This window comes from Xanthomonas sp. AC360 (assembly GCF_979258225.1).
On sequence record NZ_OZ409846.1, the window covers coordinates 1027018 to 1042186 of the forward strand.

Consider the following 15169-nt stretch of genomic DNA (forward strand, 5'->3'; position numbering starts at 1 on the left):
ACGTGAGTGGCGTCTGCGGCGTCTGCGGCGTCTGCGGCGTCTGCGGCGTCTGCGGCGTCTGCGGCGTCTGCGGCGTCTGCGGCGTCTGCGGTGCAGGTTGCGGCTAGCGGTGTGGGCGAGATGGCGTGCAACGGTGTGTGCAACCGCGCGTACATCTGGATGGTCGTCGTCATGGAGTCGTCTCCGCCGTGACCACAAACGGTTGCCCGGTCAGCCGCTGGATTTCGATCAATGCGCTCTGCGCTTCCACTGCGGCAGCGAGTTGCTGCTGCCGTGCATCGCTGCGCTGCGCCTGCAGCTGCGCCCAATCCAGATAACTGGTGGCACCGGCGCGGTAAGCGCGCTCTGCAGCGGTATCGGCGCGTGCCAGCGCGGGCAGCACCTCCTCGCGCATGCGCGCCACTTCCAGCTGGCCGGCGCGGTAACGCCCATGCGCATCGGCCAAGGTGGCGTACAGCTGCAAGGCCTGCGATTGGCGTTCGATATCCAGCAGCGACAGCTCGGCCTGCGCGGCGCGGATGTCCGGCTGCGCGCGACCGGCGCTGCCCAGTGCGAGCGACACACTGCCGACCAGCGCGGTGGCGTTGTTGCCTTCGAGCCGGCGCACGCCCACTTGCCAGTCCAGGTCCGGGCTGGCCTGGCTGCGGGCCAGCTGCAGCCGCGCATCACGCAGGCGCTGCTCGTTGTTCAGGCGTGCCAGCTCCGGCGTGCTGTCGAGTAACTGCGCCAGCACCTCGAACTCGGGAATAGCCGGCAGTTGCAAGGCATCGCCGCTGATCTGGTCGGCCTCGATGCTGCGCGCGCCCCATAGCAGCGCCAGTTGCCGACGTGCCGCGGCCAGTTCCAGCTGCGCGCGGTCGCGGTCCAGTTCCGCACGCGCCTGCAGGGCCTGTGCGGTGAGCAGGACCGATTCGGGCGATGCGCCGGCCTGCAACCGCTGGCGGGCGGCGGATACGGTGCGTTGGCGCTGCGCCAGGGTTTCCAGCGCGATGGTGTGGCGCTCGCTGGCGGCGGTGATGGCCAGATAGCGCCGCGCCACGTCGGCCAGCACGTCCAACCGCGCGATGGCACGTTGCGGAGCCAGCGCATCGATGCGCGCCTGCGCCAGGGTGCGGCGCGCATCCAGCTTGCCGCCGCGCTCCAGCACGCTGGCCAGGGTGACGGTGAGTTCGGCCTGGTCCAGCGCGCGGGTCGGCCCGCTGCCGAATACGTTTTCGATCTCCGCGCCAACGCGCAGCGGTGGGCGTAACGCATCGCGCTGCGCCTCGGCGGTGAGCACGGCCTGCTGGCCGTCGGCCAGACGTAGATCGGGGTGCTTGGCTGCGACGCGCGCGATGGCGTCGTCCAACGTAAGCACAGTTTGGGGCGGTACGTCCTGCGCCATGGCGCACGGCACGACCGCGAGGGCGGCAAGTGCCGCCAGTCGCAACCACATGAGGGTATCTCCGCGAATCGGGATCGATGGACAGGCCGGCAGCCGCCGGCAAGGCATCAGGCCGCGATCGGGGGCCGCAGCAAGGTATCGATCAGATGCGAACGGTAATCGGAGGTCAGCGCGGCCGGCTGCGCGTGTGCGCGCATCGGCAGTGGACCCCAGGAGATGGCAGGCAGCATCGCCGGGCTATGCCCATGGCAATAACCGCTGTGCATCAAGGCATGCAGCAGGCCGGCACCATCGCGCTCGCCGGCATCGTCTTCATCGGCGCCGTCGTGACCGTGCGGCGCGCTGTCGTCCAGATGCGCCTGGTCGTGCGCCAGCGCATGCACATCGCCCAATGCACAGGCCACCGGGGCGACCAGCACGCCCATGACCAGCACTGCCAGCGCCATCAGGCGCAACAGAGGGTGCAATAAGCGGGCGCGTCGAAACAGCATGGCACGCAGCGTATCGGGGCCAGGGCAGTTACACAATCGCATCCGGGAGCGCAGTGGCCGGTCCGGATCGCAAGGCGCTCACCGGCAACCGTCGTAGGAGCGGACCTGGCCGCGACGCGGTCCCGACCAATTCACAGCCACCGGAAGGAGGCGGATAGACCGCCGATGCGGGCATCTGCTGTGCCAAATGGCCGATCAAGCGTTGCGGCGTTGAGGAAGTCGGGACGGCATCGCGGCCGGAGCCGCTCCTACGACAGCTTGGCTTTGGCACAATCGGCTGGTCCTGCTGACTTGTAGGAGCGGACCTGGCCGCGACGCGGTCCCGACCAATTCACAGCCACCGGAAGGAGGCGGATGGACCGTCGAGGCGGTGTCTGGTGTGCCAAATGGCCGATCACGCGTCGCGGTGTTGAGGAAGTCGGGACGGCATCGCGGCCGGGGCCGCTCCTACGACAGCTTGGCTTCGGCAAAATCGGCTGGTCCTGCTGACTTGTAGGAGCGGACCTGGCCGCGACGCGGTCCCGACCAATTCACAGCCACCGGAAGGAGGCGGATGGACCGCCGATGCGGTGTATCTGGTGTGCCAAATGGCCGATCACGCGTTGCGTTGAGGGTGTCGGGACGGCATCGCGGCCGGGACCGCTCCTACGACAGCTTGGCTTTGGCACAATCAGCCGGCTTCGTCGCCTTGTAGGAGCGGACCTGGCCGCGATGCGGTCACAACCCGGTCGACGCGGTCGACGTAGGCGCGGCCTTGGCCGCATCGCCGGCATCGCTCAGGGCGCGGCGACAGCGGTTGACTTGGGCTTGGCCGGGCGCGCCTTGCTCTCGGCGATAAACGCACGCACCTGCTGCTCCAGCACCGGCAGGGTGACCGAGCCCTGCTTCAGCACCACGTCGTGGAAGGCCTTGATGTCGAAGCGCTCGCCCAGCTCCTTTTCGGCTTCGGCGCGCAGCTTGACGATGGTGATCTCGCCCAGCTTGTAGCTCAGCGCCTGGCCGGGCCAGGAGATGTAGCGGTCCACTTCGGTGGTGACTTCATGCTCGCTCAGCGCGGTGCGGTCGCGCAGATAGGCCAGCGCCTGTTCGCGGGTCCAGCCGTCGTGGTGCACGCCGGTGTCGATCACCAGCCGGCAGGCGCGCCACATTTCGTAGGTGAGCCGGCCGAATTCCTCGTACGGGGTCTCGTAGATGCCCATCTCCTGGCCGAGCTTTTCGGTGTACAGCGCCCAGCCTTCGCCGTAGGCGGAAATGTAGTTTTCGCGCCGGAATGCCGGCTGCTCGCCCTGCTCCAATGCGAGCGAGCCCTGCAAGGAATGCCCGGGCGAAGACTCGTGCAAGGTCAGCGCCGGCAGGTTGTACAGCGGCCGCGACGGCAGGTTGTAGGTGTTGACCCAATAGGTCGTGGCGCCACCGCGCCCGGCGGTCCAGAACGGGGCGATATCGGCCGGCACCGGCTTGATGGTGAAGCGCCCGCGCGGCAGCGTGCCGATGAACTTGCCCACCTGCCCGTCCACGCGCTTGGAGATCCATGCGGCGCGATCGAGCAGCTCCTGCGGGGTCTTGGCGTAGAACTGAGGGTCGGTACGCAGGAAAGTGAGGAACTGCGCGAAGCTGCCCTTGAATCCCACCTGCTGAATGATGGCGTTCATCTGGGTTTGGATCCGCGCCACCTCGTCCAGGCCGATCTGGTGGATCTGCTCGGGCGTCAATTCCAGCGTGGTGTACTCGCGGATCTGCTGCCGGTAAAACGCCTTGCCATCGGGCAGCGCTTCGGCGGCCAGGGTGGTGCGCGCCTTGGGCATGTAGTCGGTGCGGAAAAAGGTCAGCAACTTGGCGTAGGCCGGAAGCACCGCGCCGCTGACCGCGGCCTTGGCCTGCGCACGCAACTGCGCCTGCTCGGCGGCCGGGATCTGCGCCGGCAGTTGCTTGAACGGCGCGTAGAAGGTGGACTCGGTGGGGTCCTTGACCTCGGCGACGGTGGCGATGGAGACATCGCGCCCGTCCAGCACCGCGCGCGGCACGCTGAAGCCGCGCGCCAGGCCGGTGCGCATGTTGACGATCTGCTGGTCGAAATAGCGCGGCACATCGTTCAAGCGCGCGATGTAGGCGCGGTACTCGGCGGCGGTCTTCATCGGCCGCTGCGCCATGAAGCCCAGGTTGGACCAGAACGAGCTGTCGGAATTGAACGGCATCTCGTACAGGCGCAGACGCACTTCGGCTGCGAGGTTTTCCACCTGCGGGCGATAGATCGCAAGGTTGATCTGGTTGGCCGGCGAGAGCTGCTTGGGGTCGATACCGTCGAGCTGCGTGAGCACACCCTCCCACACCGTCAGACGCGCCTGCTGCGCGGTAGCGCCGACGTCCGGCAGCTTGGTGTTGTCGCCGGTGGTGTCGGTGTCTTCATCGGCCTGGCCGGTTTCGGCCTGACGCCATGCCCACTCTTTTTCGTAGATCGCGCGGAAGCGCGCGTCGGCAGGGGCTTCGGCAGTCAGCGTGGCCGGCGCGGCGGCGGGCGGGGCGGCGACAGCGCCGAAGGACAGGCCCAGCAGGGCGAGCGAGAGTGCGGCGGCGAGAGGAGAGGTCACGTGCGGAGAGCCTGATCTGGAGCGAACGCCCGATCATGGCAGCCCCCGGGAGCGCTGCCATGGGCCGGAAGTCCCAACGCAGGCCGGCGCACGGGTGTGGCTGGAGTGTCGGCGGCTGGATTGATATGGCGGGGCGAGTCAGGGACTGCCCCCATCCGCCCTGCGGGCACCTTCCCCCGCAGGCGGGGGAAGGGACGTGGTGGGCTTGTCAGAAGCCGGTCGTCACCTCTTCGCCGAAGGTAAGGGACGTGACGTGCTTGGCGAGGGCAGTATCACCCCCTCTCCCGCTTGCGGGAGAGGGTCGGGGTGAGGGCCGCTCGAGGCCGATAAACGTGGCTTCGGCTCAGGCCTTACGCACTACCACCAGATGCCGTTCGCCATCCAGGCCAGGCACCTGCAGCGGGTGTACCTCGGCCAGCGTCCAGCCGGCCGGGAGCGCGGCGATTTCCTCGTGCGGATAGATCCCCTTCATCGCCAGCAGGCTGCCGCCCGGGCGCAGCAGGTGGCCGCCGACGGCGATGATGCCGGCCAGCGTATCCAGCGCGCGCGCGGTGAGATGGTCGTAGGCGGCCGGCTCGTCCAGCGCTTCGGCGCGCGACTCGGCCACGCGCGCATTGCCCAGCGCCAGGTGACGCAAGGCCTCGCGCATGAAGCGCGCCTTCTTGCCGTTGCTTTCCACCAGCGTCACCTGCAGCTGCGGGCGGGTGATCGCCAGCGGGATACCGGGCAGGCCGGGGCCGGTACCCAGATCGGCCAGGGTGCCGCTGGCGATGTAGGGCTGCATGGCCAGCGAATCGAGCAGATGGCGAGTGACCATCTCGCGCGGGTCGCGCACGGCGGTGAGGTTGTAGGTCTTGTTCCAACGCACCAGCAGCGTCAGATAGCGCAGCAACGGCGCGGCGAAATCCGCATCCAGGGATTGGGCCTGCAGGCCATGCGCCAGTGCGGCGGAGACATCGGGGGAAAGTGCGGCATCGTTCATGGCGCGATTATCGCAGGTGGGCGTGGCGGGATTGGGAATTGGGAATTGGGAATTGGGAATTGGGAATCGGGAATCGGGAATCGGGAATCGGGAATCGGGAATCGGGAATCGTCGATGCTCGCAGGAATGATCTGAAACAACCGGAGCGTGCATCGACACAATCGGCCGGCGGTTCACCGCATTGGCTGGCGGCCGCGATACGGCGACGCATTGCGAACATCTCGTCCGGCAATGCCGGCGCATCCCTCTGGCCGGCATCGGCGTGATCCCGGTCACGCGGCCTGGAGCTGTGCCGGTGCCGGACACGCAGCGGTAAGACAGCGGCGCTACATCTGCAAGCTCCCCCGTTGCACGAAGGACACCCCATGACCGCCTCCGATCCCGCGCGCCGCCGCGTGTTGCAAGGTTTGGGCGCCGGGCTGTTGCTGCCGGCGGCTGGCGCTTGGTCTGCACGCAGCCTGGCCGCGCCCTCCGGGCGACCGATCATCACCGATGGCGTGCAGAGCGGCGATGTGCGCGACGGTCGCGCGCTGCTGTGGAGCCGCGCGGATCGCCCGGCGCGGATGCGGGTGGAATGGGATACGCGGCCAAGCCTGCGCCAGGCGCGTCGCGTGGAGGGAGGCATGGCGATACCCGCCCACGATTTCACCGCGCGCTTGGATCTGAGCGGGTTGCCGTGCGATCAGGACATTTTCTATCGGGTGCGCTTCGAGGACGCCGACAGCGGTGTGCTGAGTGCGCCGGTGCATGGGCATCTGCGCAGCGCACCGCAAATGCGCCGCGATGTGCGTTTCGTCTGGAGCGGCGACACCGTGGGCCAAGGCTTCGGCATCAATCCCGACATCGGCGGCATGCGCATCTACAGCGCGATGCGCGCACGCAACCCGGATTTCTTCCTGCATAGCGGCGACACCATCTATGCCGACAGCCCGATCCCGGCCGAACTCACCGTGGAAGACGGCAAACGCTGGCGCAATCTCACCACCGCGGCCAAGAGCAAGGTGGCCGAAACGCTGGACGAATTTCGCGGCAACTACCGCTACAACCTGCTCGACGAGCATGTGCGCCGCTTCAATGCCGAGGTGCCGCAACTGTGGCAATGGGACGACCACGAAACCACCAACAACTGGTCGCCCGGCAAGCAACTGGATGCGCGCTACCAGGTGCGCGACATCGGTGTACTGGCCAGGCGTGCACGCAAGGCGTTTCTGGAATATGCACCAATGCGCGGCGTGCGTGCCGATGGCGATGGGCGCATCTATCGCAAGATCGGCTATGGCCCGCTGCTGGATGTGTTCGTGCTGGACATGCGCAGTTATCGCGGTGCCAACAGCGACAATCTGCAACCCACGCCGAGCGCGGAGACCGCATTTCTCGGCGCCGAACAGCTGGCCTGGTTGCAGCGCGAGCTGGCCGGCTCACGCGCGCAGTGGAAGGTGATTGCCGCCGACATGCCGATCGGTTTGCAGGTCCCCGATGGCGAAGATGGCAACGGGCGCCCGCGCTGGGAAGCGATCGCCAATGGCGATGACGGCGCGCCGCGCGGACGCGAGCAGGAGATCGCCGCGCTGTTACGCTTCATCAGCCGCGCGCGCATCCGCAACACGGTGTGGCTGACAGCCGATGTGCATTACTGCGCCGCGCACTACTACCATCCGGACCGCGCCGCGTTTCAGCAGTTCGAGCCGTTCTGGGAATTCGTCGGCGGCCCGCTCAATGCCGGCAGCTTCGGGCCGAATGCATTGGATGCCACCTTCGGCCCGACGGTGGTGTTTCAGAAGGCGCCGCCCGCGCCGAACACCTCACCGTTGGCCGGGTATCAGTTCTTCGGCGAGGTGGAGATCGACGGCGCCAGCGGCGTGTTGACGGTGACCTTGCGCGATCTCGATGGCGTGGCGCAGTTCCGTCAGCCGATCTTGCCGTATGGCGCGGCGCCTCATGCGGCGGGCTGAGGATAAAACGCCAGCGCGGCGCGGCAGTCCGGCGCGGCCCACCATTCGTGCAGCTGCCACTGTGCGGCATCACCTAGTTCGGGGTCGCACCACTGCAGGTGCAATGCGCCATCCGAGTCAACGGCGTACGCAAGCCGATGCAGGCCGAACGACAGGCCATGCCCGTAGGCCTTGAGCAAGGCTTCCTTGGCGCACCACAGACGGAAAAACAGCGCCTGCTGTGCGTCAGTCTCCAGCGCCGCCAGCAACGCCAGTTCGTCCGGATGAAAGAAACGCTGCGCGATGTCGAGCAGGCGCGGGCGGGCGCGGATGCGTTCCAGATCCACCCCCAGCCGTACGCCGCGGCCCAACCCGACCAGCAGGTAGTCGCCACTGTGGCTCCAGCCGGTATCCCAGTCGGGCAGCGCCGGTTGCAGAGAGGGTCGGCCGCGCGCATCGCGCAGCAGCGGCACCGCGGCCGGGTCGATCGCCAGGGCCGGGCCAAGCAGCTGCCGCGCCTGCGGCTCGCCGCGCTCACCGGGCCGATGCGGACGCAGCCATAGCTGCACCGGGCCATGCTGCCACCCAGCGTGCGCTGTCACGCCGTGCACACCAACCCCAACGCAGGGAAATTGCGCGCATCGCGCTCGACAGCTGCTTCACGGCGCGCTGCGTCCAATAGCGCCCATGCACCGCTCCCGGTGCAAGCGAACGAGGAGATTGGCACCATGGGCATCATTATCTGGTTGATCATCGGCGGCATCGTGGGTTGGCTGGCCAGCATCATCATGCGTCGCGATGCACAGCAGGGCATCATTCTCAATGTGGTGGTCGGCATCGTCGGTGCAATGATCGCTGGCTGGTTTTTAGGCGGCGGCATCAATCAGGCGATCACCGTGATGACCTTTGTCTGGTCGCTGGTGGGTGCGGTGATTTTGCTGGCCATCGTCAATCTGTTTACCCGTGGCCGCGTGCGTTAACAGCGTCCGATAAACCGGTGGGCGCGGCCGTCAGGTGCATGCGGACAACACGGCGTCATCGTAGCGTACGCGCGGCATCCGCCTCCGGGCATGGGCCGCATCCATCCGTTAGTCGCCTGGCTGTTTTACTGGTCGCTTTAAGAACGGCTAAAGAGCAGTCGCCGATGGAGAGGGACGGCACGGGAGAACCGCAGCATACGAGCGGTGCATACCGATTCCGGGCACTGGCCGCGCCCCCGACGACTGCGCGGTCGATTGGTTAGCCGATCTAAATCGCGCCACATCGGTGACTGCACTGCCCGGGCTTGCCCGGGCAGTGTCGTTTCAGCTGCCGGCAGCGGCGCGATCTGCCGGATGGTTGACGCCGTCTTCCACCTGCACCGCGATGTTCAGCGCATATGGATTGACGCCTTCCAGGCAGCCGACGTTGTAGCCGTATTCGTTGGGATTGGAGCGGCGCCGGTGATGGGTGTAGATGCCGCATACGCCGCAGAAATAATGCGCTGCGGCGTGCGTGTTGAACTGATACAGGCGCAGCACGTCTTCGCCCTGCCGCACGTGCAGGCCATCGAGCGCGACCGAGGCGACGATGGCGCCACGACGGCGGCACATCGAACAATCGCAACGGCGTGGATCGAGCAGGCCGTGCGGCAATTCCAGGTCGATCTGCACGGCGCCGCAATGGCAACTCAAACGGTGGACCGGCCCCAGCGTCACGTCGCCGATCTTGTGCGTGCTGCGACGCAGATGACGCTCGCTCATGCGCCGGCCTCCGCCAGTTGCACCCAGGCCGGGGCATGGTCGCTGGGGCGTTCCCAGGTGCGAGGTTCGCGGTCGATGCCCGACGCCACTGCGCGTGCGCGCAGCGCATCCGACACCAGGGTCAGGTCGATGCGCAGCCCCAGGTTGCGGCGGTACGCGGCCTGGCGATAATCCCACCAACTGAACTGCTCGGCGTCGTCATGATGCAAACGGAACGCATCGTGCAGGCCCAGCGCCAGCAATTTTTCCAGCGCGGCGCGCTCGGCGGTGGAGGTGAGGATGTGGGTCTCGTTCCACACCACCGGGTCGTGCACGTCGCGCGCGTCCGGGGCGATATTGAAGTCGCCCAGCACCACCAACTGCGGGTGGCGCTGCAGCTCCTGCGCGATCCAGGCGTGCACCGCATCGAGCCAGCGCAGTTTGTAGGCGTATTTGTCGGTGCCCACGTCCTGCCCGTTGACCACGTACAGATTGATGATGCGCACGCCATCGACGGTGGCGGCGATGACGCGCTGTTGCACATCATCGAACCCGGGGATGCCCATCTGCACGTCCAACGCTGGCGCGCGCGACAGGATCGCCACGCCGTTGTAGGTCTTCTGCCCGCAGAACAGGCTGCGATACCCAAGCGCGGCCAGCGCCGCGTCCGGGAACTTGTGGTCTTCCAGCTTGGTTTCCTGGATCCCCACCACGTCCGGCGCGACGTCGGTGAGCCACTGTTGCAGGTGCGGCAGGCGCACGTTGAGCGAGTTGACGTTCCAGGAGGCGATCTTCATGGCGGGGGCCGTGGTTCAAACCACCAATGGTACCGCGCCATCTGCCGACGCCTCAGGGCTGCTCCACGATCCGTACACCCAACTGGTTGGCGACCGGGCGTTCGCGCCCCGGAATGCCGGTGTGGATGGGGCGGTTGAGCGTGCGCACGCGGCCATCCACGCGGGCGGCCAGGGTGCTGGAGCCGCCGCCGTCCAGGTTAATTGCGGCGTTGGCACCGAGCTGCTGCAGCACGGCGGTCAGCGCGTCCAGCGACATGCCGGCGCTGTAGCCGGGCTGGCGGCCGTCGGCCACCACCATCCACAGCGTCTTGCCGGCACGGTCCAGGCCCAGCGCGCTGCGCGGTTCGGGGCCGTCGTAGTAGTCGGCGCGGCTGGCTTCGCGTGGTTGGCGCTTGCCATCGAGCAACAGCAGCGGGCCGGCGCCCACACCGACGCGCGTGCCGGGCGGGCAACTGCCGCGCACGATGCGCACGGCATTGCGCGCGCTCACGCAAAAAGCGGCATCGACGCGCGCATCACTGGTTGCGGCGGCCGAATCGAGGTGGCCATCGTCGATGGCCAGGCCTTCGGCAGTGACGCCCTGCCCGGCTGCCGGGACGAACGCCTTGTCGAACAAATGACCACCATCGAACGGTAAGAAATAGTCGGCATTGATCGCCAACGCCAGCCCGTTATCGCGTACGAAGGCAGTGGTGGAATTGGCGAGAAATTCGCCACCGCCGCTGCGGTCGCCGTGCGTGCCGACCAGTTGCAGGCCCGGCGTGGTCAGGTCGATCTGCACGATGTGCAGCATCACCGGCTGCGGGCCATCCACGCGCTGGCGCCAATAGCGCACGCCCGGCGCCAGGGTGACCGGCGCGGCAGGTGCGGGCACCGGTTGCACCAGCGGCTCGATGGTCACGCGCGCACGCGCACGCGCGTGATCCAGCGCGGCCAGGACCGCATCGATGCGTGCCGGCGGTGTGCGCAACAGCAACGCTTGCGCCGGTGCCGACTGCAGCAGCTGTGCCAGGCTGATGCAGCGCGCACCACTGCAGGATGCAGTGTCGCTGCCCACGTGTGCCGGGCCGTCGGCATCGTCGAGTACCTGCAACGCAATACGATTGTGCTCGGCCGGTTTGCAGCGGGTTACTGACGCCAGCACGTCGTCGGGCCATTGGCCCCAGCAATCGCCGCTGACGATGGTCTCCATCGCCACGAACGGCGGCGTTGCTGCGGGCGTGGCCGCTTGGTCGGCACACGCATTGCCGATGCATGCGGCCATCAGACAGATACCCAGTGCCGCAGCAAAGCGTCGATCAGAATGCATAGTCCACTCCCAAGTAATACGCGCGGCCGTTATCCAGTTGCTCGCGCATCAATTGCTGATCGGCGCCGATGACACGGGTCAGCCGCGCGTTGCTCAGGTTGCGGCCCTGCACGGTCATGCGCAGCTTGCTAGTGAAGCGCCACGCCAGCTGTGCGTCGTAGCTGGTGATGGCATCGTAGTAGCGATCATTGACGCGGTTGTCGGTGGCTGCGGACAGCAATTGCAGACCGGTGTAATTGGCGCTGACGCGCGCACTGAAGCGGCCGAGGTCGTATAGCAGCGAGGCATTGGCGCTGCGCTTGGGCGATTCCATCAGGCCGGGCAGCGCGCGCAGGCTGCCATCGCTCATCTGCACGTCGGCAGTGCGCGGGTCGAGCACGGTCAGATTAGCCATCGCGCCCAGATGCGACCACGCACCCGGCAGAAAATCGAACCGCGTATCGATGGCGGTGAACTCGACGCCGCGCACGCTGGCCGCACCGGTATTGATCGCCTGGGTGGTGGTGACCTGATACGTGCCGACCAGCCCACCTGGATCGCGCTGCAGATCGGTATTGGTGACGCGCACGATCTCGTCGTCGATGCGCTTGTGGAACACCGCCATCGACAACTGCGAATCCTGGTCCGGGTACCACTCCAGCGACAGATCCAGATTGTCGGCGCGGCGCGGACGCAATTGCGGGTTGGCGATGCTGCGGTTGATGGTCAAGCCGGTGGTATCGACCACCGGACTGCTGTTCTGGCCGATGTCGCCATAGGTGGGCAGGCCGATGGTGCGGCTGCCGGCCATGCGCAGTTTCAGCGCCGGGGTGATGTCCCAGGCAAGGTTGGCCGATGGCAGCAGAAAGCGCCGGTCGCTGGCGTCGGATTGCTGCAGATAACTGGTGGTGCTGCTCAGCGGCTGCGGCACCGCACTGAGCACCTCGCGCTGCAGATACTCGTTGCGCAGGCCGAAGGTGGCCTGCGTGCGTTCGCCATGCCAGGTGCCCATCAGGTAGGCCGCGCCATTGCGTTCGTCGATACGGAAATCGCTGATCGCACTATTGCGCGCATTGGTGTTGGCCAGCACGTAGGCGCCTGGCGAGGAGCCCGCAAACGCGGCCACCCGCGCCGGGTCGACCAGCAGCAGGCAGCTGAAATCGGCATACGGACAGACGCGCGCATCGTCGGTCCCGACCGTCGCCAGGCTGACCCGCCCGACCGGATTGCGACGCACTTCGTCCAGGTTGTAGCGCTGCTGCAGATCGCGGTACTGCAGGCCGGTACGCAGCCCCCATCCCTGCGCATCGGCATCGGCGTTCTGGCTGTAGTCGACCTTGAAGGTGGTGGTGTCGGTGCTGCTCTTTTCCACCCGGGTCAGAAAGTACGACTGCAGGTAATTGGCCGGATTGCTGTAGTAACCGGGGTCGACCAAGGTGATGGTCGGGCGCGTGTCGTTGCCCAGCGCGTAGCCGAATCCCAGCCGTGCGGAGGCGGCCGCAGTGAACACATCTTCGCGCGTGTCTTGTCGATACTTGCCGGTGGCACGGTTGAACAACACATCGATGTGGCCCTGCGGATTGAGGCGGAAGCTGCCGTTGACTTGCGCATAGCGCAGCGTGCGGGTCTGGTCGAAGCGGTTGGCATCGGCCTGTGCGCTGCCCTGCGCGTAGCGGCCGTCGTCGGCATCGGTCACCTGCGCATTGCCGACCCGGTTGATCCACTGCGAGCGGCGTTGTTCGTCGTTGCCGTGTTCGAAGGAGCCGGCGCTCAACGCCAGTTTCAGCGCGTCGCCATCGTCGTATTCCAGCTTGCCGAACACGCTGCGGCGCTGACGCACGTTGTCGTAGCTGAGCGGACGGAAACGGTCCGGGGCGATCGCCATGCCGTTGGTGTCCAGCGTGGGGACGAGGGTCTGCCGCGCGCCGTTGGCGTAGTAGCTGTAGCTGTCGATGGCGGTGTTCAACGACGACGAATCGCGACGGAAATAATCGGCCGACAGCACCACACCGAAGCGATGGTCTGGCCCGAAGGTGTTGCTGAAACTGCCCTGCACCTGGCCGGACGGGCCGCTACCTTGCAGCTGCCTGCGGTTTTCCCAATCGGCCAGGTTCGCGCGCACGGTGGCGAACGGGCCGTCGTGATCGAACGCGCTGCGCGTGCGCAGCGACGCGATCCCGCCGATGGCATTGCTGTCCATGTCGGCATTGAAGGTCTTGTAGATATCCACCTGCTGCGCCAGCGATGCAGGAATCACATCCAGCGACTGCACGCGCCGGCTGGTTTCGGTGGACGGCAGCGCCACCCCGTCGATCAGCACCGTGTTGTAGTCGGGATTGAAGCCGCGCAGGCTCATGAACTGCGCCTCGCCGCGGCCGTTGTTGACCACCATCGACACGCCCGGCACGCGCTGCAAAGCCTCGCCCAGCCCGAAGTCGGGGATCGAGCCGATATCGTCGGCGGCCACGCCATCGGACACCACTGCCGCTTCGCGCTTGGCGCCGATGGCCTGGCGGATCGACAGGTGCTGGCCGGAGACCTGCACGGTGTCCAGCTGGACGGGTGCGTCGCTGGCGGGAGCCGCCGCGGACGGCGCCGGCTCGGCGGCATGGGCGCTCAGGCTGGCGCTGACGCACAGGGCCAGCAGACACAGGCGGGGGCACGGGCGGGTAGTGAAGCGGGACATGGGGCGGCCGGTCGAGGATGAGACCGCTAATTTAATAACTTCCTGTGAATTAATTATTTCAGTCCGGTGCGGGTAAGCTTGCGGTTTCCCCGTGACACCGCGCGCCATGTCCTCCACTGCCGCCTTTGCGCTGCCTCCACACACGCCCACCTTGCCCGGCTTGAGCCTCAACGAGCGCGACATGCTCGACCGCTTGCGGCTGGCCGGGGTGCTGACCCGCGCCGACCTGAGCCGCGGTACCGGGCTGACCGTGCAGACCGCGGTGCGCCTGATCGAAGGCCTGCAGGCGCGCGGCATGGTGCACATGGGCAGCAGCATCGCGCGCGCCGGGCGTGGCAAGCCGGGCGTGGCGGTGTCGTTGAACCCGGGCCATGGCCACACCTTGGGCATCTCCATCGCCACCGATGCGCTGAGTCTGGCGCTGATGGACTTTTCCGGTGCGGTGCTGGCTGGCAACGAGGTCGCGCTGACCGATACCACCTTGTATGGCGTGCTGACCCAGCTGCAGGCCGCCGATGCCGCGCTGCTGGCGAGCGTCGACGATGCCGGCCCGCGCCTGGGCATCGGGGTGGCGATGAGCGGGTTTTTTACCGGTGTGGACACCTTCATCAATCCGCCCGAGCCGCTGCGCGCCCTGGGCCAGATCGCGCTGTGTCCGTGGCTGGCCGACGCCTTTACCCAGCCGGTGTGGATGGACAACGACGGCAGCGTGGCAGCGGCAGGCGAAGCGATGCTGGGGGTGGGCCGGCGGCATCGCGATTTCGCCTATCTCTACCTCAGTTACGGCTTCGGCGGCGGGCTGGTGGTCGATGGCCAGGTGCTGCGCGGCGCCCGCGGCAACGCCGGTGAGTTCGCCGGCATGCTGCCCGCGCAACAACTCGAACGCGCCACCCTGGAGTTGCTACGCGAACTTGTGGCCGAAGACGGCATCGCGCTGCCGGACGTGCGTGCGTTGCTGGCCGCCTACGACCCGGCATGGCCGGCAATCGAACGCTGGATCGCACGCAGCGCGCCGGGCGTGTCGCTGATCGTCTCGGCGATCACCGCGGTGTGCGACCCGGAAGCCATCGTCTTCGGCGGTCGCCTGCCGGCGGATCTGGCGCAACGGCTGATCGCCGCCGTGCAGATCGACAACCAACCGCGCCGTGGCCAGGGCCGCCCGATGCCGCTGCTGCTGCCGGCCGAAGCACCGGCCGATGCGTGTGCGATCGGCGCGGCCACGCTGCCGTTGAAGGCGCGTTACTTCCGTTGAGTGGTCAGCAGCGCTAAGGTCGGCGCTGGTCGAGTGACACACGCGTTGG

At 67.1% G+C, this 15169-nt stretch carries 12 protein-coding genes; 3 read left to right on the forward strand and 9 right to left on the reverse strand.

The genetic code is table 11. The annotated features are described in order from the left end of the window. Positions 1 to 169: 169 nt before the first annotated feature. The 4 genes from ACZZ0O_RS04515 to rsmG all read right to left on the reverse strand — a co-directional run bounded on the left by ACZZ0O_RS04515 (position 170) and on the right by rsmG (position 5445). On the reverse strand, positions 170 to 1435 hold the full coding sequence (locus tag ACZZ0O_RS04515; protein WP_463592335.1) for a TolC family protein: 1266 nt from the start codon (positions 1433 to 1435) through the stop codon (positions 170 to 172). A gap of 56 nt (positions 1436 to 1491) precedes the next feature. Then, positions 1492 to 1875 (reverse strand): hypothetical protein, encoded by a 384-nt coding sequence (locus ACZZ0O_RS04520; RefSeq protein WP_161961720.1) that lies wholly within the window; start codon positions 1873 to 1875, stop codon positions 1492 to 1494. 776 nt (positions 1876 to 2651) lie between these two features. Next, on the reverse strand, positions 2652 to 4463 hold the full coding sequence (locus ACZZ0O_RS04525; RefSeq protein WP_463592336.1) for a DUF885 domain-containing protein: 1812 nt from the start codon (positions 4461 to 4463) through the stop codon (positions 2652 to 2654). A 343-nt stretch (positions 4464 to 4806) separates the two neighbouring features. After that, entirely contained in the window at positions 4807 to 5445 is a 639-nt protein-coding gene (gene rsmG / locus ACZZ0O_RS04530) for a 16S rRNA (guanine(527)-N(7))-methyltransferase RsmG (RefSeq protein ID WP_463592337.1), read from the reverse strand. Between the two features lie 365 nt (positions 5446 to 5810). Here rsmG and ACZZ0O_RS04535 point away from each other — a divergent pair, with 365 nt between their 5' ends. Next, complete coding sequence (locus ACZZ0O_RS04535) at positions 5811 to 7397, forward strand: alkaline phosphatase D family protein (protein ID WP_463592338.1); 1587 nt, start codon at positions 5811 to 5813, stop codon at positions 7395 to 7397. Here ACZZ0O_RS04535 and ACZZ0O_RS04540 read toward each other — a convergent pair. Then, on the reverse strand, positions 7382 to 7978 hold the full coding sequence (locus tag ACZZ0O_RS04540; protein ID WP_115514700.1) for a 4'-phosphopantetheinyl transferase family protein: 597 nt from the start codon (positions 7976 to 7978) through the stop codon (positions 7382 to 7384). The genes ACZZ0O_RS04535 and ACZZ0O_RS04540 overlap by 16 nt on opposite strands. A gap of 126 nt (positions 7979 to 8104) precedes the next feature. On the opposite strand from ACZZ0O_RS04540, the gene ACZZ0O_RS04545 reads away from it, so the two are divergent. After that, on the forward strand, positions 8105 to 8356 hold the full coding sequence (locus ACZZ0O_RS04545) for a GlsB/YeaQ/YmgE family stress response membrane protein (RefSeq protein WP_039425819.1): 252 nt from the start codon (positions 8105 to 8107) through the stop codon (positions 8354 to 8356). A 324-nt stretch (positions 8357 to 8680) separates the two neighbouring features. Here ACZZ0O_RS04545 and ACZZ0O_RS04550 read toward each other — a convergent pair whose 3' ends face one another. The 4 genes from ACZZ0O_RS04550 to ACZZ0O_RS04565 are packed head-to-tail and all read right to left on the reverse strand — an operon-like array spanning position 8681 to position 13868. Next, positions 8681 to 9118, reverse strand: a complete 438-nt coding sequence (locus ACZZ0O_RS04550; protein WP_055846799.1) for a GFA family protein — start codon at positions 9116 to 9118, stop codon at positions 8681 to 8683. After that, a complete protein-coding gene (gene xth, locus ACZZ0O_RS04555; protein WP_463592339.1) occupies positions 9115 to 9894 on the reverse strand; it encodes an exodeoxyribonuclease III in 780 nt (259 codons plus the stop codon). Before xth ends, ACZZ0O_RS04550 begins: the two co-directional genes overlap by 4 nt. A gap of 52 nt (positions 9895 to 9946) precedes the next feature. Next, the gene (locus ACZZ0O_RS04560; protein WP_463592340.1) at positions 9947 to 11203 is read right to left on the reverse strand and encodes a phosphodiester glycosidase family protein; all 1257 of its coding nucleotides are present in this window, start codon (positions 11201 to 11203) and stop codon (positions 9947 to 9949) included. Then, the gene (locus tag ACZZ0O_RS04565) at positions 11193 to 13868 is read right to left on the reverse strand and encodes a TonB-dependent receptor (RefSeq protein ID WP_463592341.1); all 2676 of its coding nucleotides are present in this window, start codon (positions 13866 to 13868) and stop codon (positions 11193 to 11195) included. The genes ACZZ0O_RS04560 and ACZZ0O_RS04565 overlap by 11 nt, the downstream gene beginning before the upstream one ends. A 106-nt stretch (positions 13869 to 13974) precedes the next feature. On the opposite strand from ACZZ0O_RS04565, the gene ACZZ0O_RS04570 reads away from it, so the two are divergent. Beyond that, the gene (locus ACZZ0O_RS04570; protein ID WP_115563384.1) at positions 13975 to 15120 is read left to right on the forward strand and encodes an ROK family transcriptional regulator; all 1146 of its coding nucleotides are present in this window, start codon (positions 13975 to 13977) and stop codon (positions 15118 to 15120) included. The last annotated feature ends 49 nt before the right edge of the window (positions 15121 to 15169 follow it).